Genomic DNA, 17,786 nt, shown 5'->3' with positions numbered 1-17,786 from the left:
GATGGGGATTGTGGCGGGGATGTTCCGAAGCGACGTGTTGTCCGTGCTGTGCCGGCTGTTTGTGCTGCCGGTGCTGGCCTTGTTGCTCGCCAGCCTGCTGGTCGTTGACCCCGTCCAGGCCCAGACCGGCCCTCAGATCCGCGACGTCGTGATCGAGGGCAACCAGCGTATCGAAATTTCGACCATCCAGAACTACCTGACCCTGCAGCCGGGTACGATCTATTCCGCCGCCGAAGCCGACAAGTCGCTTAAAGCCCTGTTCGCCACCGGGCTGTTCGCCGACGTCAACCTGCGCCTGCAGGGCAGCAGTGTGATCGTCCGCGTGACCGAAAACCCGGTGATCAACCGCATCCTGTTCGAAGGCAATCGGCGCGTTCAGGCCGACCAGCTGCGCGGCGAACTGCAACTCAAGCCGCGTCAGGTCTATACTCGTGCCAAGGTGCAGGCCGATACCCAGCGCCTGCAGCAGATCTATCGCCGCACCGGCCGCTTCGCCGCGACCGTCGAGCCGAAGGTCATCCAGCTCGAGCAGAACCGCGTCGATCTGGTGTTCGAGATCACCGAAGGCCCGCTGACCGGCGTCAGCCGCATCCGCTTCATTGGCAACAAGCGCTTCAGCGATTCCCGTCTGCGCGAAGAAATCCAGACCAAGGAAAGCGCCTGGTGGCGTTTCCTGAGTTCTGACGACAGCTATGATCCCGATCGCGTCACCTTCGACCGAGAGAAACTGCGTAAGTTCTATCTCAGCAAGGGTTATGCCGACTTCGCGGTGAATAACGCCGTCGCCGAGCTGCTGCCCAATCGCGAGAAGTTCGTGATCACCTTCACACTGGAAGAGGGCGAGCGCTACAAGTTCGGCGCGATGGATGTGGTCAGCGACATCAAGGGCGTTGATGGCGCGCAGTTGAAGTCGTTCATCGAGACCAAGACTGGCGACATCTACAACGCCGACCTGGTCGAGAAGACTGTTCAGGCGATGACGACCGAACTTGGCCGTTTCGGCTATGCATTCGTCGATGTGCGCCCGGACGTCAAGAAGGATCGCGAGAAGCGCATCATCGACGTGACCTATCGCATCGGCGAGAGTCCGCGCGTCTTTGTCGAGCGCATCGACATCGTCGGTAACGTGCGTACGCTGGACAAGGTGATCCGTCGCGAGTTTCGCCTAGTGGAAGGCGACGCCTTCAACTCGGCCAAGCTGCGCCGCACCCGTACGCGCCTGCGCGGCCTGAACTTCTTCGACAAGGCCGAGATTACCGAGAACAAGGGCAGTGCGCCCGATAAGGTGGTGCTGACCGCCGAGGTGACTGAAAAGTCCACCGGTGAGCTTTCGCTGGGTATCGGTTACTCGACGACGGAAAGCGTGTTGGGCGACATCACGATCCGCGAGCGCAACCTGCTCGGTCGCGGTCAGGACCTGCGCCTGGGCTTCAGCCTCTCGACCCGTCGTCAGCAGCTCGACCTCGGCTTCACCGAGCCGTATTTCCTTGATCGCGAACTGGCTGCCGGCGTCGATGCGCTGCGTCGCCGCACCGATCTGGAACGTCGCAGCGGCATCGACCAGACCACGACCTCGCTGACTCCGCGCCTGTCGTTCCCGATTACGGAAAATCTGTCGCAGTTGGTCTATTATCGTATCCGCCAGGATGAAATCGATAACGTGAATGCGAACACGTCACGCTTCATCAAGGCGCAGGAAGGCAAGTTCCTGACCTCGGCGGTCGGCCATACGCTGACTTATGATCGCCGCGATGACCGCATCGAACCGACGACCGGCTATGTGCTGCGCCTGTCGCAGGAAGTCGCTGGTCTGGGCGGCACCGAGCACTATTTCAAGAATGTCGGTACCGCCACCAAGTATTTCGCCGTGACAGACGAAACGGTGTTTAGCCTTGCCGCCGAGGCCGGCATGATTAATGGTCTGAGCGACGACATCCGCCTGGCGAACCGCTTCTTTATCGGTGGCGACACCTTCCGTGGCTTCGAAAATGGCGGTATTGGCCCCCGCGACCGCACCACGGGGGATGCCTTGGGTGGCGAGCGCTATTACAAGGGTGAGGCAAATCTGATATTCCCCATTGGATTGCCCAACGAATTCGGCATCAAGGGCCGGCTCTTTACCGAGGCCGGCACGTTGTGGAAGACCTCCGATGTCGGGCCTGAAGTGTTGGATGAGAAGAGCATCCGCGTTTCGGTCGGCACCGGCGTTCAGTGGAAATCGCCGCTGGGCCTGATCCAGGTTGATCTGGGCTTCCCGATCGTGAAGGAAGACTTCGACGAAAAGGAACTGATCCGCATCAACTTCGGGTCCAGGTTCTAACAGCTCTGTTTAGCAAGGTTTGATGGTTATGACTTCGATGTTCAAATCCGCTTTTGTCGCGTTGGCGCTGGCTGCTGCCGTGCTGCCGGGCGTCGCCATGGCCCAGGCTGCTGGCGGTGGCGGTGGCAAGGTTCCGCCGGCGATCATCGCTGTGATCGATAGCCAGCGGGTCACCCGGGACGCCGCCGCCCTGAAGGGCGCGCGTCAGCAGCTGGAACAGTATCGCTTCAACTTCCAGTCCGAGATTGCCAAGGAAGAAGAGAAGCTGCGCGCCGAGGAGCAGGAGATTGCCCGTCAGCGTTCGGTGCTTTCGCCTGAAGCCTTCGAGCAGAAGCGTCAGGCCTTCCAGGGGAAGGTCGTCGACCTTCAGAAGCGCATTCAGGAGCGGTCGCAGTCACTGGAGAAGATGCTGAACGGCGTGCGCGAGCAAGTCACGGTTCAGGTCGTGGAAATCCTCAAGGCCCTCGCGACCGAGCGCGGATTCAACATGGTGCTCGATCGTGCTCAGGTGCAGATCTATATCGGCGACAGCATCGACATCACGCCGGAAGTGCTCAAGCGCCTCGACCAGCGTCTGCCGTCCGTCAAAGTGAATCTTCCCACCGGGAAATAAGGCATGGCTGATCCGCGCTTCTTCGAGCGGGCCGGCCCCTTCACTCTGGGCGATCTGGCAACCCGTTGCGGGGCCAGGCTGGCCGATCCGTCCCAGGCAGGGCGATCGGTGGAAGATGTCGCGCCGCTTGATCAGGCCGGGCCAGCGCATCTGGCGTTTCTCGACAATACCAAATACGCCGATGCCTTCTCGGCCACCAAGGCCGGGGCCTGTATCGTCCACGAGAAGCATGCGGCACTGGCGCCGGCCGGCACGGCGTTGCTGATTTCGGCCCGGCCGTATCACACCTATGCCCGCGCGGCGCAGATTTTCTATCCGCCTGCCAAACCGCCGGCCGGTATTCATCCGGCCGCAGCCGTTGATTCCGCCGCCCGGCTGGGCGCTGGCGTGAGCATCGCGGCTTGTGCGGTGATCGAGGCGGGCGCTGAGATCGGTGCTGAAGCCGTGATCGGCCCAGGCACCGTGATCGGCCGGAATGTGAAAGTGGGGCAGGGCAGCCGCATCGGCGCCAATGTTACGCTGAGCCATTGCATAATCGGTGACCGGGTCACCCTGCATCCGGGTATCCGTATCGGACAGGACGGCTTTGGTTTTGCGCCCGATCCCAGCGGCCATATTAAGGTGCCGCAGCTCGGTCGCGTTCTGATCGGTGACGATTGCGAGATCGGGGCCAACAGCACCATCGACCGTGGCGCGGGTCCCGATACCGTGATCGGCCCGGGTTGTTGGATTGATAATCTGGTGCAGATCGGGCACAACGTGGTGCTGGGGCGCGGCTGTATTATTGTGGCACAGGCGGGTGTTGCCGGGTCCACCCAGTTGGGTGATTTTGTCGTGTTAGCGGCCCAGAGCGGCATCGCCGGCCATCTGAAGATCGGCACCGGCGCGCGCATCGGGGCGAAGTCGGGGGTCATGACCGATATCCCGGCCGGCGAAAGCTACTTCGGCATTCCCGCGACCAAGGTAAAAGAATATTTCCGTCAGATCGCCACCATGCGGCGTCTGGCGCAGAAGAAAGGCCAGCAGGATGAGTGAGACCGAGACCGGTATCGATGTAGCGTCAATCGACGTGCTGCGGATCATGGAAATGATCCCGCATCGGTATCCGATGCTGCTGATCGACCGTGTGGTGGACTTGAAGGTCGGTAAGAGCGCGATCGGCATCAAGAACGTCACCATCAACGAGCCGCAGTTCACCGGTCACTTTCCCAGCCAGCCGGTCATGCCGGGCGTGATGATCGTCGAGGCGATGGCGCAGACGGCGGCCGTGGTGGTTGTGCACAGCTTGGGCAAGGAAGCCGAAGGCAAGCTTGTGTATTTCATGACTATCGACGAAGCCCGCTTCCGCAAGCCGGTCACGCCGGGCGACCAGATGCATATCCATGTCTCTGCCCTCAAGCAGCGCGGCCCGGTGTGGAAATTCGAAGGTAAGGCCATGGTCGATGGCAAGCTGGCGGCCGAGGCGATCTTCTCGGCCATGATCCTCGACAAGAAATAATCAGATGTCGAAGATTCATCCCACAGCCGTCGTTGAGGACGGGGCAAAGCTTGGCGCCGATGTGAAGCTCGGTCCTTACAGCATCGTTGGTGCGCAGGCTGAACTGGGCGATGGCGTTGAGCTGTTGAGCCATGCCGTCGTTGCCGGCATCACCTCGGTCGGCGCCGGCACGAAAATCTTTCCTTTCGCCTCGGTTGGGCATCAGCCGCAGGACCTGAAGTATCACGGCGAGCCGTCGCGCCTGGTGATCGGCAAGAATAACGTGATCCGTGAAGGCGTCACGATGAATACCGGTACCGAAGGTGGCGGTATGCTGACCAGCGTCGGCGACAACTGCCTGTTTATGACCGGCGCGCATGTTGCCCATGATTGCCATGTCGGCAACAATGTCGTGATGGCCAACAACGCCACGCTGGCAGGCCATATCGACGTGGGTGACTTCGCCTTCGTCGGCGGCCTGGCAGCGATCCACCAGTTCTGCCGGATCGGGCCGCATGCCATGATCGGCGGCATGAGCGGCGTCGAGCAGGATGTGATCCCCTATGGCATGGTCATCGGCAACCGCGCCCATCTGACCGGCCTCAACCTGGTCGGCCTGAAGCGCCGCGGCTTCGAGCGCGATGATATTTCCAAGCTGCGCGAGGCCTATGACCTGCTGTTCGCCAAGGGTGACACACTGAGCCAGCGCCTGAACGACGTTGCCGCACAGTTCGCTGACGCCAAGCTGGTGCAGGAACTGGTCGAGTTCATCCGTAACGCTTCCAAGCGTGGCGTTTGCCAGCCGCAGGCGGATGGCGCCGGCGCTGCCTAAACTTGGTCTTATCGCTGGCGGCGGCCAGATTCCGTCGCTGATCCGCGATCTTTGCCGCGAGCAGGGACGTCCGCTGTTTGTCGTGGCGCTGAACGGTTTCTGCGAACCGGCGACGGTGGCTGACACAGAGCATGCCTGGTTCGACTTGCCGCAAGTGGGCGGGCTTTTGAAGGCCCTGAAGACGGCCGGCGTCGAAGAGGTCTGTCTCTGTGGCTCAGTCGCCAAACCCGATTTCAAATCACTCAAGCCCGATCTGAAGGGCGCGCTGCTGTTGCCCCGCTTCCTGAAGGCAGCTCTGGTTGGTGATGACGCCATCCTGCGTGTGGTGGTCGATATCTTCGAACAGGAAGGCTTCCGCGCCATTGGTGTCGACAGCCTGATGCAGGGTCTGCTGGTGCAAGCGCAGTCCTATAGCGCGGCCGCACCCACGGTGGCGCAGCGGGATGACATTGAAGCAGCCTTGCGTGCCGCCCGCGATCTTGGCGCGGCCGACAAGGGCCAGGCTGCGGTGGTCGCCGGCGGCCGGGTTGTCGGTCTGGAGGATGATTCCGGCACCGATGCGCTGCTGCGCCGCATGGCGGCCGAGCCGGCGGCGCGCGGCGGCGTGCTGGCCAAATGCGTCAAGCCGCAGCAGGATCGCCGCGTGGACTTGCCCACGGTGGGCGTGACGACGGTGGAGAACGCAGCCGCTGCGGGGCTGAGCGGCATCGTGATCGAGGCCGGCGCTGCTCTGATGGTGGATGCGCCGGCGACGGCGCGGGCTGCAGATCGTCTGGGACTCTTTGTCATCGGGGTGCGTCATGACGGCTGAGCGCAGGCTGCGGGTCGCGCTGCTGGCCGGCGAGCCTTCGGGCGATGTGCTGGGCGCCAGCCTGATGCGGGCGTTGCGCAGCGAGACCGGCGGGCGCGTCGAGTTCATCGGCACTGGCGGCGCGCAGATGGAGGCCGAGGGCCTGCACAGCCTGTTCCCGATTGCCGACATGGCCATCATGGGTGTGGTCGAGCTGCTGCCGAAGGCGCGTTTCCTGCTGAAGCGCATCGACCAGGCTGCAAAGTTCGTGCTGGCGGAATCTCCCGATGTGGTCGTCACCATTGACAGTCCCGGCTATACCCGTCGCGTGATGCAGCGGGTGCCTGGTCGCAACTTCCCCATCGTGCATTATGTGGCGCCGACGGTCTGGGCCTGGCGGCCGGGCCGGGCCCGCCGCCTGGCGCGGTTATGCGATCATCTGCTGGCGCTTCTTCCGTTCGAGCCGCCATATTTCGATGTTGTCGGCCTGCCCACCACCTTCGTCGGCCACCCCGCCGTCGAGACCATTGCCGCGGCGCGCAGAACAGAAGCCGAGGCGACCGTGGCGGGCAGGGGCTTCCGCCAGCGTCATGGCATTGCCGCCACTGCGCGCCTGTTCGCGCTGATGCCGGGCAGCCGCCGGGGCGAGGTGACAAAGCTGCTGCCGGTCTTCGCCGAGGCGCTGTCCCGGCTGAAGGCGCAGGGGCAGGACCTGCATCTGCTGATCCCGACTGTGGAAACAGTTTCCGAGATGGTGAAGGCCGCCGTGTCGTCGCTGCCATTCCCGGCGACAGTGCTCGATACCGCACCGGAGCGGTATGCCGCCATGCTGGAAGCTGAGGCCGCTCTGGCCGCCTCCGGCACTGCGACGCTGGAGTTGGGGCTGGCCGGCACGCCGACGGTGCTAGCCTACAGGGTCAATCCGATCAGCGCGGCGATCATGCGGCGTTTCATCACCATTCCCTATGTCGGCCTGGTCAACATCCTGCAGCAGCACGAGATCATGCCGGAATTTCTGCAGGAAAATTGCACGCCTGAGAAGATCGCCGCTGCATTGCACCAGTTGTTGACCGATCCTGCCGTGCGCCAGCGCCAGATCGATGGCTGCGCGGCTGTAGCGACGCAGCTGGGCGCTGATGATCCGGTGCCGCCAGCCCATCGTGCCGCCCGCACGGTGCTGGCCGTGGCGGCAAAGCGGTTGCCAGGACCGGCCTGATCTCGCATATCATACCACGCCCAGACCCGGAGGATTGCCCCATGAACGAGACCGCCCCGATCGCCAAGCCTGCAGGCCAGGCCGGTTCCTTCCAGATGCTGCACACCATGCTGCGCGTGCTGGATCTCGAGAAGTCGCTCGACTTCTATGTCAACAAACTGGGTATGACCCTGCTGCGGAAGACCGATTATCCGACTGGTGAATTCACCCTGGCCTTTGTCGGCTATGGCGACGAGAAGGCCAACACCGTGATCGAGCTGACCCATAACTGGGGGCAGAAGGAGCCGTACACGATTGGCACCGGCTTCGGCCATCTGGCGTTGGGCGTTCCCGATATCTACGGGGTCTGCAAGGTACTGGAAGAAGCCGGTGTGAAGATTCCGCGCCCACCGGGCCCAATGAAGCATGGCGGCAGCGTAATCGCCTTCATTGAAGACCCGGACGGCTACAAGATCGAGTTGATTGAACGCAAGCCCGCATAAGAAAAGGCCCGGTCTGAGACCGGGCCTTTTTACTATCCGTCTGTATCAGGGCGTGACGGTTACGGTTGCCTTCATCTTGGGATGAATCCGACACTGGATGATATAGTCGCCGGCTTCCTTGAAGGCGACGGATGTTTCCGAATTCGGCGCCTGCAGGCCAATGTCGAAGATGCCCCCCTTGCTGGGTGAGTAGACATTATGCCCGAAGGGGTCCTGGTTGCGGAATGTTACCTGTCCGCCGACCGGGACCTTGACCGAGCCCGGCTTGAAAGCAATGCCCTGCTGCAGAATCGTCACGCCTGTCTGTGCTTCCGACCAGGCGGAATACAGCATAATGACGATGGCCAGCAGAACGCTGCCGATGAAAACCGCAATACCGTCACGCAGCATGATGACCGCTTACATGCGCGGGGTCAGGACCGCGATATCGATAATGGCAGCCTTGCCATTGCCAATCGCGCCGACCTTCTTGGCTTTGCCCGTGCCGACATCCAGGCTGTAGAGCGTACCGCTGGCAACGGCAAAGCCCATATAGCCACCCTTTGAATCGGTATAGATGTCGATGCCCTCGACAATAGTGCCGGCCGGAATGCCCGTGGTACCCACGGTGCGCAGGACGCCATCGTTCGGCGGATCCTGCACGATGTAGGTGCCATTCATGCTGTCGATTTCAAACAGCTGGGTCTGGGTCGCACCAACGAAGGAGTTGATATAGGCGCCGGCATACACGCCCATCGGCTTGCCCGCACCGGCGTCGCCTGCCCGATAGGCGAGCTTGCCGTCCACCACGGTTTGACCGGTGTCGACATTGACACGCAGGCTCTGACCGGTCGACGAGATCACGCGCATGCGGTCGGCCTGGGGGTTGAAGTCGACAATCACATGGTCGACGGCTTCGATGGTCGTCGACAGCTTCGCCTTGCGGGTGGCGGCGCCGGTCGCGGTATCGACCGTGTAGATCGTGCTGTCGGTGGTGAGGGCATAGAGCTTGCCGTCAGCCGGGCGCACGTCGATGCCAAGGACCTTGCCCTCGATACCCGTGATGGCGACGGACTTGATCTTGCCCGGAGCCTTATCGCTGAACAGAACGATTTCGTTATGGTTGCTGAGGCCAGCCAGATCCAGCGCGAGCGCCGGGCCGGCAAGGGCGGTGAGGGCGACGGCAGACGTCATCGCGGCAACGGTCTTAAAACGCATAAAATCCTCCTGTTGAGACAGCGGAATGGCTATCGCCAAGAGTGGTAGGCCGAACCAGGGGCAGGTCAAGGCCGGAAAAGGCCGATAACCTTGTTGTTATTGAAGCTTAATATTGAACATGGCTGCAATCTTCTGCTGCAGCTGGGCGGAGGAGAAGGGCTTGATGACATAGGCGTCGACCCTGTTGTTGCGGGCTTGGATCACGAATTCCTCATTCGCATTTCCAGTCAGCATCAGGAAAGGCATGTTCTCCCAGGTCTTGCGGACATGTTTTAGCAGGTCCAGGCCGGTGACATGGGGCATGTTCCAGTCGGAAATGATCAGGTCGTAGCGGACTTCCGTTTCGCCCAGCAGGTCGATGGCCGCGCGGCCGTCCTTGACCACGGTCAGGTTGTTAATACCCAGCTGGCGCAGGACCGAGGCAGCCAGTCGCTGGGCGAATATGTCGTCCTCGACCAGCAGGACGCGCAGTGCCCCAACTCCGGGGATTTTGTTATCCAGCAGCATTCTTCAATTCCGTGGCCGGTGACGAGGCCAGTCCGTTTTTCCACTGTTGCAGCCAGGCAATGCCCGACCCCAAGGATTGTTTCAGGGCCTCAGTATAATACTTCACGCCCGCCACGTCGCCCGCGAGACCGGCTTTTTCCAGTTCCAGGGCTTCCCGGTTCACGGTCATCAGCCCGAGGCTGGCAGATGAACTTTTCAGGCTGTGGGCCAGTTCCGCCATCTTGCGGCAATCGCCATCCTGGTCGAAGGCCGCCAGGTCTTGCGTCATCTCGCCCGCAAGGCCGATGAAGGTGTCGACCAGATCGGCGACCGTTTCGGCATCCAGATCGTCGACCAGCAGCTGAAGAACTTGTGCGTCGAATGCTCCAGCAGCGGCCCCTCCATATGGCGAGGGTTCGGGAACGGCTGGCATCGGTGCACCGACAAAACCCATGACCCGTCGGATGGCCTGATCCAGTGCGGCAGGCACGATCGGCTTGCCGACATAATCGTTCATGCCGGCGACCAGGCAGCGCTGTACACCGTCAGTGCTCAGCGAGGCCGTCACGGCGATAATGCGGGTGTCGCGCCAGGGCTCGGGCAATTTGCGAATTTCCTGGGCGGCCGTGATACCGTCCATCTCCGGCATATGAACGTCCATCAGGATCAGATCGAAGGGCGGCGTGGCCTGGCTGGCGGCTTCCACGGCGAGCTTGCCGTTGGTGGCAAAGGCCACCTGATGCTTCTGCTCCATCAGGATGCCGGCTGCGACCTTGCGGTTCACCGGATTGTCCTCGGCCACCAGGATGCGCAGCGAGGGCAGAGGCGTATCAACGGCATCTTTCTTCACTGCCAGCGGTTCCTGGCCGGCCACCAGCGGCAGTCGGAACCAGAAAGTGCTGCCCTGACCGAGCTCGCTGTCGACGCCGATGGTGCCGCCCATGGCTTCGACCAGCCGCTTGCAGATGGCCAGCCCCAGTCCAGTGCCGCCGAAGCGGCGGGTGATCGAGGAATCGGCCTGCACGAAGCTGCCAAACAGCTTGCTCAGACTTTCCTTGCTCATGCCGATTCCGGTATCGCGGATTTCAAAGCGCAAGCCGGCGGCATTGCCGTTTGAATCCGGTTCGGGACGGACAACGACCTCCACCCCTCCGGATTCAGTGAACTTGATGGCATTGCCAATCAGGTTAAGCACAACCTGGCGCAGGCGGTTGGGATCGCCGACCAGATAGGCAGGCAGGCCGGGGGCCACCGATGCGGTCAGCGTCAGGCCTTTTTCCTCGGCGCGGTTCTTCATCAGCATCAGGGATGCGCTGATCACGCGGGTCAGATCGTAGTCGATTTCCTCGACGTCGACGCGGCCCGCCTCCAGCTTGGAGAAGTCGAGGATGTCGTTCAGGATGACCAGCAATGCCTCGGCGGAATCCAGGACGGTGCCGGCGAGATTGCGCTGATCGGCGTTCAGCGGCGTTTTGACCAGCAGGCGCGTCAGGCCGAGAACGCCATTCATCGGTGTGCGGATCTCGTGGCTCATCATGGCCAGGAATTCCGACTTGGCCTTGGTCGCTGCTTCGGCATGTTCGCGAGCGATCTGCAGGTCTTCCATGGCCTGACGGAACACCCTGAGCGCCGAGCCCATCTGTCCGATCTCGTCGCGCCGCTTGGTCCTCGGCACCTTGACGCTCATGTCGCCGCCAGCAAGCCGGAACATGGTCTGCGTCATCGTGTTCAGCGGCGACACGATATTGCGGGTGAGCAGGATAGAGACAATAAGGATCACGGCCGCCAGGGCGATGATCATCGCCATGGTGCGGTCGCGGGTGTCCTGAATCGTGGCCTCGGCCCGCATGCGGAAGACAAAGCCGTCTTCGGCAGCGATCTGGGTCAGGATTTCCAGGTTTTCAGAAATAGCGGCCGCAATGGTTTCACGCGTGCGGCTGTATTCTCGCCGCGCTGGGGTTTCTGCGGGTTCGGCCAGACCATTGAGGGCGGACTGCAGCCAGATTTCGTTCAGGCTGCGAATCTTGTCGCCATAGCTGCGAATGGCGGGGTTCAGGCCGCGCTCCTCGGCAATGCCGAGATCGGCGAGGAATTCATCGTTTTTGGTCCGGATATCCTCGGCTCGCTGGGCGCCATTGGCCATATCGGGATCCGTCAGGATTTCCCGGGCGATCAGCTCCTCGGTCGCAAAGCCGGTCTGCGCCAGGCGGGCATAGTTGATGGTCATCAGCGGCTGGTCGTACATCCGTACCACCAGATCGCCGACGGCCTGCACCGCCCAGAAGGTCGCCAGACCCAGACCCGCCGCCGTCAGGACGGAGATCGCGAAGGCGGCGGCCAGTTTGAGGCGCACGGTAATGCGCATGCGGAAATTCACCCTGCCTTTTGGAGGGGAACTATCGGATTTTTATGAGCTTACGGCCAGCATTTCCGGCGACGCCAAAGGCCGGAAAAGGAAAGGGCCGCCCGAAAAGGCGGCCCTGTAACTCGATTGTGTGAGGTCAGAAGCGGCTGACCATCCAGGCGGCGGCCGTGACCGCCGTTGCCAGCCAGATCCAGAACTGTGGCCGGCGCAGCAGGAAGCGGGGGGCGATCCGGTTATCGTTCGACGCCATCGGCATATTCAGAAAGCCGGGGCGAAGCCAGCCGTAGCCAGTCGCCTGCGTTCCCGAGGGCGGTTTCCCGCCATGCCGTTCAGCCTGTTTTCCCATCGGCCCGCCTCCCAGTCGGTGCCGTCAATCCACGCCAATAAGACGCGGATTACTTACGCTTGTCGAGCGGAATATACGGACGCTTGGTGGCGCCGGTGTAGAGCTGACGCGGGCGGCCGATCTTCTGGGCCGGATCCTCGATCATCTCGTTCCACTGGGAAATCCAGCCGACGGTGCGGGCCAGCGCGAACAGCGCCGTGAACATCGCGGTCGGGAAACCCATGGCGCGCAGGATGATGCCCGAATAGAAGTCGACGTTCGGGTACAGCTTCTTGGAGACGAAGTAATCGTCTTCCAGCGCAATACGCTCGAGCTCCATCGCCATCTTCAGCAGCGGCTCATCCTTCACACCCAGTTCGTCCAGCACCTCGTAGCAGGTCTGGCGCATCACCTTGGCGCGCGGATCGTAGTTCTTGTAAACGCGATGGCCGAAGCCCATCAGGCGGAAGCCCGAGTTCTTGTCCTTGGCCTTCTTGACCGCTTCGCCGACCTTGTCGGGCGAGCCGATCTCTTCCAGCATCTTCAGCACGGCCTCGTTGGCGCCGCCGTGAGCGGGACCCCAGAGGCAGGCGATGCCGGCGGCGATGCAGGCAAACGGGTTGGCGCCCGACGAACCGGCCAGACGCACGGTCGAGGTCGAGGCATTCTGCTCATGATCGGCATGCAGAATGAAGATACGATCCATGGCGCGCGCCAGGACCGGGCTCATCTTGTAGGGTTCGGCCGGCACACCGAAGGTCATCTGCAGGAAGTTTTCCGCATAGCCCAGGTCGTTGCGCGGATACATGAACGGCTGGCCGATCGAATACTTGAAGGCCATCGCGGCGATCGTCGGCATCTTCGCGATCAGGCGATGCTGTGCGATCATGCGCTGCTTCGGATCATCGTAATCGGTCTGGTCGTGATAGAAGGCGGAGAGGGCGCCGACGACGCCGCACATCACGGCCATCGGATGCGCATCGCGCCGGAAGCCGCGGAACAGGAAGTGGATCTGTTCATGCAGCATGGTGTGGTTGGTGATCGAGGTTTCGAACGACTTGCGCTGTTCGCCGTTCGGCAGTTCGCCGTTCAGCAGCAGGTAGCAGGTTTCCAGGAAGGTCGAATGCTCGGCCAGCTCGGCGATGTCGTAGCCGCGATACAGCAGCACGCCTTCGTCGCCATCGATATAGGTGATCTTGCTCTCGGTGCTCGCCGTGGAGGTGAAGCCCGGGTCGTAGGTGAAATGGCCGGTCTCAGCATACAGCTTGCGGATGTCGATGACCGAGGGGCCCACCGAGCCGTCCAGCATGGGGAGTTCGATGGTCTTTCCGGTATTCGGATCGTTAAGCGTGACGGGCTTGCTGCCGGCGGCCATAGGTGGGTACCCCCAGGTTAGAGACTGCGTATCTGATTGTGTTGCCAACAATTATAGGGGGGCAGGCATGTCAGAGGAAAGTGTTCCGTGACTCGCAAAATACCCGACCTTGGATGAATAAAATTCGTATAGCGCCGCAACTTACAACGATGTCGCTCCGGATTTCGCGCGGCCGGTCGGCATGCTAGGCGTTGACGGAATGAACCCCGACAATGCCCGGAGGCATGGCCCATGATCGACGAAGCCGCTCTCGACACACTGTTCCGCACGGCCCGCACGCATAATGGCTGGCTCGACAGGCCGGTGACGGACCAGCAACTGCAGCAGATCTACGACCTGATGAAGTGGGGGCCGACCAGCGCCAACTGTTCGCCGGCCCGTATCGTCTTTGTGCGTAGCAAGGCGGCCAAGGAGCGTCTCGGGCCGGCCATGAGCGCCGGCAACCTGGAGAAGACCATGGCGGCTCCGGTCACCGCGATCATCGGCTATGATCTGAAGTTCTACGACCAACTGCCCAAACTCTTCCCACATAACCCCGAGGCCCGGGGCTGGTTCGCCCATGACGCGAAGGCGGCCGAGGTTGCTGCTTTCCGTAACGGAAGCCTGCAGGGGGCCTATTTCATGATGGCGGCAAGGGCGGTCGGCCTGGATTGCGGCCCGATGTCCGGATTCGACAATGCCAAGGTGGACGAGGCCTTTTTCCCAGGTGGGCAGGTGCGGTCTAACTTCCTCTGTAACCTCGGTTATGGCGATTCCCGGGCTCTGTTTCCGCGGAGTCCTCGCCTTAGCTTCGGCGAGGCCTGTAAAGTTCTTTGAATGTTCTCATTTTCGATGGCCGGCCGGAGCCTACTTCTGGCCAGAAATCCCGCTGTTTATGCCCATTCGTACAGATGCGAAAAAAGTTCATGCAGACAATGGCAAACGCGCTTGACCGGGTAGGGTGCGGCCAGTATGTTCCGGCCCGCGAGTCGACCCGGTAGTAGGGAATTTCCCTAGACACAGGTTGGCGAACAGCCCGGTTTCCGTAGCGCTCACGTTGAGGCTTGGCTTACGCAAGAGATAATGACCCCTCTCCGCTGCCGATGGGCAGTCAGTGATGGGTCTGGAGTGGAGTGCGAGGCGGATTGCCGGGCCGAAAGGCCGACGGTGGTTCGCCTTGAGTTGTTTTTTTATGTGTTGAACCAAAACTTGGCGGAGTTTCAACTCGTATGCCGACTATTAACCAGCTGATCCGCAAGCCGCGCTCGCCGAAGCCGGTCCGTGACAAGGTCCCCGCGCTGCAGGAATGCCCGCAGCGTCGTGGCGTTTGCACTCGCGTCTACACCACGACCCCGAAGAAGCCGAACTCGGCGCTTCGTAAGGTCGCCCGCGTGCGTCTGACCAACGGCTTCGAGGTCAGCAGTTACATTCCTGGCGAAGGCCATAACCTGCAGGAACACTCGGTCGTCATGATCCGCGGCGGTCGCGTCAAGGATCTGCCGGGCGTTCGTTATCACATCGTCCGCGGCGTGCTCGATACTCAGGGCGTCAAGGACCGCAAGCAGCGCCGTTCGAAGTACGGCGCGAAGCGTCCGAAGTAAGGAGAGAGATCCATGTCGCGTCGCCACGCTGCTGAGAAGCGCGAGATTCTGCCGGATCCGAAGTTCGGTGATCTCGTCCTGACCAAGTTCATGAACATGCTGATGTACGACGGCAAGAAGTCTGCCGCCGAAGCCATCATCTACGGCGCTCTGGACCGGATCAAGGCGAAGTCCGGCAACGACCCGGTCAAGATGTTCCACGATGCGCTGAACAACGTGCGTCCGGCCATCGAAGTCCGTTCGCGTCGTGTCGGTGGCGCCACCTACCAGGTGCCGGTCGAAGTGCGTCATGACCGCGGCCAGGCCCTGGCGATCCGTTGGCTGATCTCGGCGGCCCGCAGCCGCGGCGAGAACACCATGATCGATCGTTTGTCGGGCGAGCTGCTCGATGCCGCCAACAACCGTGGCGGTTCGGTCAAGAAGCGCGAAGACACCCATCGCATGGCGGAGGCCAACAAGGCCTTCTCCCACTACCGCTGGTAAGAAGCGGCTTAAGAGTTCTCGGAGATCGTCATGCCTCGCACTACTCCCTACGAGCGCTACCGTAACATCGGCATCATGGCCCACATTGATGCCGGTAAGACCACGACCACGGAGCGCGTGCTGTACTATACCGGCCGTTCGCACAAGATCGGCGAAGTCCATGATGGCGCTGCCACGATGGACTGGATGGAGCAGGAGCAGGAGCGCGGCATCACGATCACGTCGGCCGCTACGACCTGCTTCTGGAACGATCATCGCATCAACATCATCGACACCCCCGGCCACGTCGACTTCACCATTGAAGTCGAGCGTTCGCTGCGTGTGCTCGACGGTGCGGTTTGCCTGTTCGACGGCGTTGCCGGCGTCGAGCCGCAGTCGGAGACCGTGTGGCGTCAGGCCGACAAGTACGGCGTGCCGCGCATGTGCTTCGTCAACAAGCTCGACCGCATGGGTGCGAACTTCTTCCGTTGCGTCGACATGATTGTCGATCGTCTGGGCGCCACTCCGCTGGTGCTCACGCTGCCGATCGGCGCGGAAGCCGATTTCAAGGGCATCGTCGACCTGGTCCGCAACCGCGCGATCATCTGGAAGGACGAGAGCCTGGGCGCCGAGTTCTTCTATGACGAGATTCCGGCCGATCTGAAGGAGCAGGCTGCCGAGTGGCGCCAGAAGATGATCGAGACCGCGCTCGAGATGGATGACGCTGCGCTGGAAGCTTATCTCGAGGGCAAGGAGCCCGACGAGAAGACGCTGACCGCCTGCATCCGCAAGGGTACCATCGCCTCGAAGTTCGTGCCCGTGCTCTGCGGCTCGGCCTTCAAGAACAAGGGTGTGCAGCCGCTGCTCGACGCCGTCATCGACTACCTGCCGTCGCCGGTCGACGTCGCGGGCGTCGAAGGCCTGAAGCCCGAGAGCGATGACAAGCTGGTTCGCAAGACCTCGGACGATGAGCCGTTCTCGGGTCTCGCTTTCAAGATCATGAACGATCCCTTCGTCGGTTCGCTCACCTTCGTGCGCATCTACTCGGGCGTTCTGGAAGCCGGTTCGGGCGTCCTGAACACCGTGAAGGATAACCGCGAGCGTATCGGCCGCATGCTGCAGATGCATGCGAACACCCGTGAAGAAATCAAGGAAGCCCGTGCTGGTGACATCGTCGCGCTGGCCGGCCTGAAGAACACCACCACGGGTGACACGCTCTGCGATCCGAACCATCCGATCATTCTCGAGCGCATGGAATTCCCCGAGCCGGTTATCGAGGTCGCGGTTGAGCCGAAGACCAAGAACGACCAGGAGAAGATGGGCCTGGCGCTCAATCGTCTCGCTGCCGAGGATCCGTCCTTCCGCGTGTCGGTTGACCATGAGAGTGGCCAGACCGTCATCAAGGGCATGGGCGAACTGCATCTCGAAATCCTCGTCGACCGCATGCGTCGCGAGTTCAAGGTCGAAGCCAACGTCGGCGCGCCGCAGGTGGCGTACCGCGAGGCCCTGACCAAGAAGGCCGAGATCGACTACACCCATAAGAAGCAGTCGGGCGGTTCGGGCCAGTTCGCCCGCGTCAAGCTGCGCTTCGAGCCGCTGGAGCCTGGTCAGGGCGTGCAGTTCGAAAATGACGTGGTCGGCGGCAACGTGCCGAAGGAATACGTCCCGGCTGTTGAAAAGGGCATCCGCCAGATCGCCGCTTCGGGCGTGCTGGCCGGCTTCCCGGTCATCGACTTCAAGGTGACGCTGTATGACGGCGCCTACCATGATGTTGACTCTTCGGCGCTCGCCTTCGAAATCGCTGCTCGCGCGGCTTTCCGCGAAGTTGCTCCGAAGGCCGGTGCCAAGCTGCTTGAGCCGATCATGCGCGTCGAAGTCGTCGCGCCGGAAGACTTTGTCGGCGACGTGATGGGCGACCTGTCGTCCCGCCGCGGTCAGCTGACCGGCACCGAGCCGCGCGGCAACGCGCAGGTCATCAATGCGATGGTGCCGCTGGCCAACATGTTTGGTTACGTCAATAACCTGCGCTCGATGACTCAGGGTCGCGCGCAGTACACCATGACTTTCGATCACTACGCCCAGGTGCCGCAGAACGTGTCGGACGAGGTGCTGGCCAAGATGGCCGGCTAATCCGAAGCACACGAACGCGCATCTACATAGACACACATCCGATCTAGCGGAGAAGTAAAATGGCCAAGGCAAAGTTTGAGCGTACCAAGCCGCACTGCAACATTGGGACCATTGGTCACGTTGACCATGGCAAGAC

At 61.7% G+C, this 17,786-nt stretch carries 18 protein-coding genes; 12 read left to right on the top strand and 6 right to left on the bottom strand.

What is annotated here, in order from left to right:
- The first annotated feature begins 19 nt into the window (after window positions 1-19).
- Genes bamA through gloA form a run of 8 tightly spaced genes read left to right on the top strand, consistent with a single transcriptional unit; the run spans window position 20 to window position 7,730 of the window.
- Entirely contained in the window at window positions 20-2,320 is a 2,301-nt protein-coding gene (gene bamA / locus AC1RRT_RS19805) for an outer membrane protein assembly factor BamA (protein ID WP_493015711.1), read from the top strand.
- Between the two features lie 22 nt (window positions 2,321-2,342).
- Window positions 2,343-2,933, top strand: coding sequence for an OmpH/Skp family outer membrane protein (locus tag AC1RRT_RS19800; RefSeq protein ID WP_493015710.1), 591 nt, complete (start codon window positions 2,343-2,345; stop codon window positions 2,931-2,933).
- Between the two features lie 3 nt (window positions 2,934-2,936).
- Complete coding sequence (lpxD, locus tag AC1RRT_RS19795; protein ID WP_493015709.1) at window positions 2,937-3,968, top strand: UDP-3-O-(3-hydroxymyristoyl)glucosamine N-acyltransferase; 1,032 nt, start codon at window positions 2,937-2,939, stop codon at window positions 3,966-3,968.
- Window positions 3,961-4,431, top strand: a complete 471-nt coding sequence (fabZ, locus tag AC1RRT_RS19790; RefSeq protein ID WP_493015707.1) for a 3-hydroxyacyl-ACP dehydratase FabZ — start codon at window positions 3,961-3,963, stop codon at window positions 4,429-4,431. The genes lpxD and fabZ overlap by 8 nt, the downstream gene beginning before the upstream one ends.
- Window positions 4,432-4,435: 4 nt before the next feature.
- Window positions 4,436-5,242: an acyl-ACP--UDP-N-acetylglucosamine O-acyltransferase gene (gene lpxA, locus AC1RRT_RS19785; RefSeq protein ID WP_493015705.1), complete on the top strand. Its 807-nt coding sequence runs from the start codon at window positions 4,436-4,438 to the stop codon at window positions 5,240-5,242.
- Window positions 5,223-6,053 carry an LpxI family protein gene (locus AC1RRT_RS19780; protein WP_493015703.1) on the top strand — a complete coding sequence of 277 codons (831 nt, stop codon included), beginning with the start codon at window positions 5,223-5,225 and terminating at the stop codon, window positions 6,051-6,053. Before lpxA ends, AC1RRT_RS19780 begins: the two co-directional genes overlap by 20 nt.
- Window positions 6,043-7,248 carry a lipid-A-disaccharide synthase gene (lpxB, locus tag AC1RRT_RS19775; protein WP_493015701.1) on the top strand — a complete coding sequence of 402 codons (1,206 nt, stop codon included), beginning with the start codon at window positions 6,043-6,045 and terminating at the stop codon, window positions 7,246-7,248. The genes AC1RRT_RS19780 and lpxB overlap by 11 nt, the downstream gene beginning before the upstream one ends.
- A gap of 41 nt (window positions 7,249-7,289) precedes the next feature.
- Complete coding sequence (gene gloA / locus AC1RRT_RS19770) at window positions 7,290-7,730, top strand: lactoylglutathione lyase (RefSeq protein ID WP_493015699.1); 441 nt, start codon at window positions 7,290-7,292, stop codon at window positions 7,728-7,730.
- Window positions 7,731-7,775: 45 nt separating this feature from the next.
- Here gloA and AC1RRT_RS19765 read toward each other — a convergent pair whose 3' ends face one another.
- The 6 genes from AC1RRT_RS19765 to gltA all read right to left on the bottom strand — a co-directional run bounded on the left by AC1RRT_RS19765 (window position 7,776) and on the right by gltA (window position 13,478).
- Window positions 7,776-8,120 (bottom strand): cupredoxin domain-containing protein, encoded by a 345-nt coding sequence (locus AC1RRT_RS19765; RefSeq protein ID WP_493015697.1) that lies wholly within the window; start codon window positions 8,118-8,120, stop codon window positions 7,776-7,778.
- A gap of 9 nt (window positions 8,121-8,129) precedes the next feature.
- On the bottom strand, window positions 8,130-8,927 hold the full coding sequence (locus AC1RRT_RS19760) for a DUF4394 domain-containing protein (protein WP_493015695.1): 798 nt from the start codon (window positions 8,925-8,927) through the stop codon (window positions 8,130-8,132).
- A gap of 96 nt (window positions 8,928-9,023) precedes the next feature.
- Complete coding sequence (locus tag AC1RRT_RS19755; RefSeq protein WP_493015693.1) at window positions 9,024-9,434, bottom strand: response regulator; 411 nt, start codon at window positions 9,432-9,434, stop codon at window positions 9,024-9,026.
- Window positions 9,421-11,778, bottom strand: a complete 2,358-nt coding sequence (locus AC1RRT_RS19750) for an ATP-binding protein (protein WP_493015691.1) — start codon at window positions 11,776-11,778, stop codon at window positions 9,421-9,423. Before AC1RRT_RS19750 ends, AC1RRT_RS19755 begins: the two co-directional genes overlap by 14 nt.
- Window positions 11,779-11,914: 136 nt before the next feature.
- Entirely contained in the window at window positions 11,915-12,124 is a 210-nt protein-coding gene (locus tag AC1RRT_RS19745; RefSeq protein WP_493015689.1) for a hypothetical protein, read from the bottom strand.
- A 49-nt stretch (window positions 12,125-12,173) separates the two neighbouring features.
- Window positions 12,174-13,478: a citrate synthase gene (gene gltA / locus AC1RRT_RS19740; protein WP_493015687.1), complete on the bottom strand. Its 1,305-nt coding sequence runs from the start codon at window positions 13,476-13,478 to the stop codon at window positions 12,174-12,176.
- Window positions 13,479-13,709: 231 nt separating this feature from the next.
- Between gltA and AC1RRT_RS19735 the strand changes: the two genes are divergently transcribed.
- The 4 genes from AC1RRT_RS19735 to fusA all read left to right on the top strand — a co-directional run bounded on the left by AC1RRT_RS19735 (window position 13,710) and on the right by fusA (window position 17,650).
- Complete coding sequence (locus AC1RRT_RS19735) at window positions 13,710-14,294, top strand: malonic semialdehyde reductase (protein ID WP_493015685.1); 585 nt, start codon at window positions 13,710-13,712, stop codon at window positions 14,292-14,294.
- Between the two features lie 392 nt (window positions 14,295-14,686).
- Window positions 14,687-15,058 carry a 30S ribosomal protein S12 gene (gene rpsL, locus AC1RRT_RS19730; RefSeq protein WP_492970747.1) on the top strand — a complete coding sequence of 124 codons (372 nt, stop codon included), beginning with the start codon at window positions 14,687-14,689 and terminating at the stop codon, window positions 15,056-15,058.
- Window positions 15,059-15,070: 12 nt separating this feature from the next.
- The gene (gene rpsG, locus AC1RRT_RS19725) at window positions 15,071-15,541 is read left to right on the top strand and encodes a 30S ribosomal protein S7 (protein WP_492981314.1); all 471 of its coding nucleotides are present in this window, start codon (window positions 15,071-15,073) and stop codon (window positions 15,539-15,541) included.
- A gap of 30 nt (window positions 15,542-15,571) precedes the next feature.
- Window positions 15,572-17,650 carry an elongation factor G gene (gene fusA / locus AC1RRT_RS19720; protein WP_493015683.1) on the top strand — a complete coding sequence of 693 codons (2,079 nt, stop codon included), beginning with the start codon at window positions 15,572-15,574 and terminating at the stop codon, window positions 17,648-17,650.
- Window positions 17,651-17,786: the final 136 nt, after the last annotated feature.

This window comes from Ferrovibrio sp. GW821-FHT12B10, from assembly GCF_058807515.1.
This window is presented reverse-complemented; position numbering and strand designations above follow the sequence as displayed.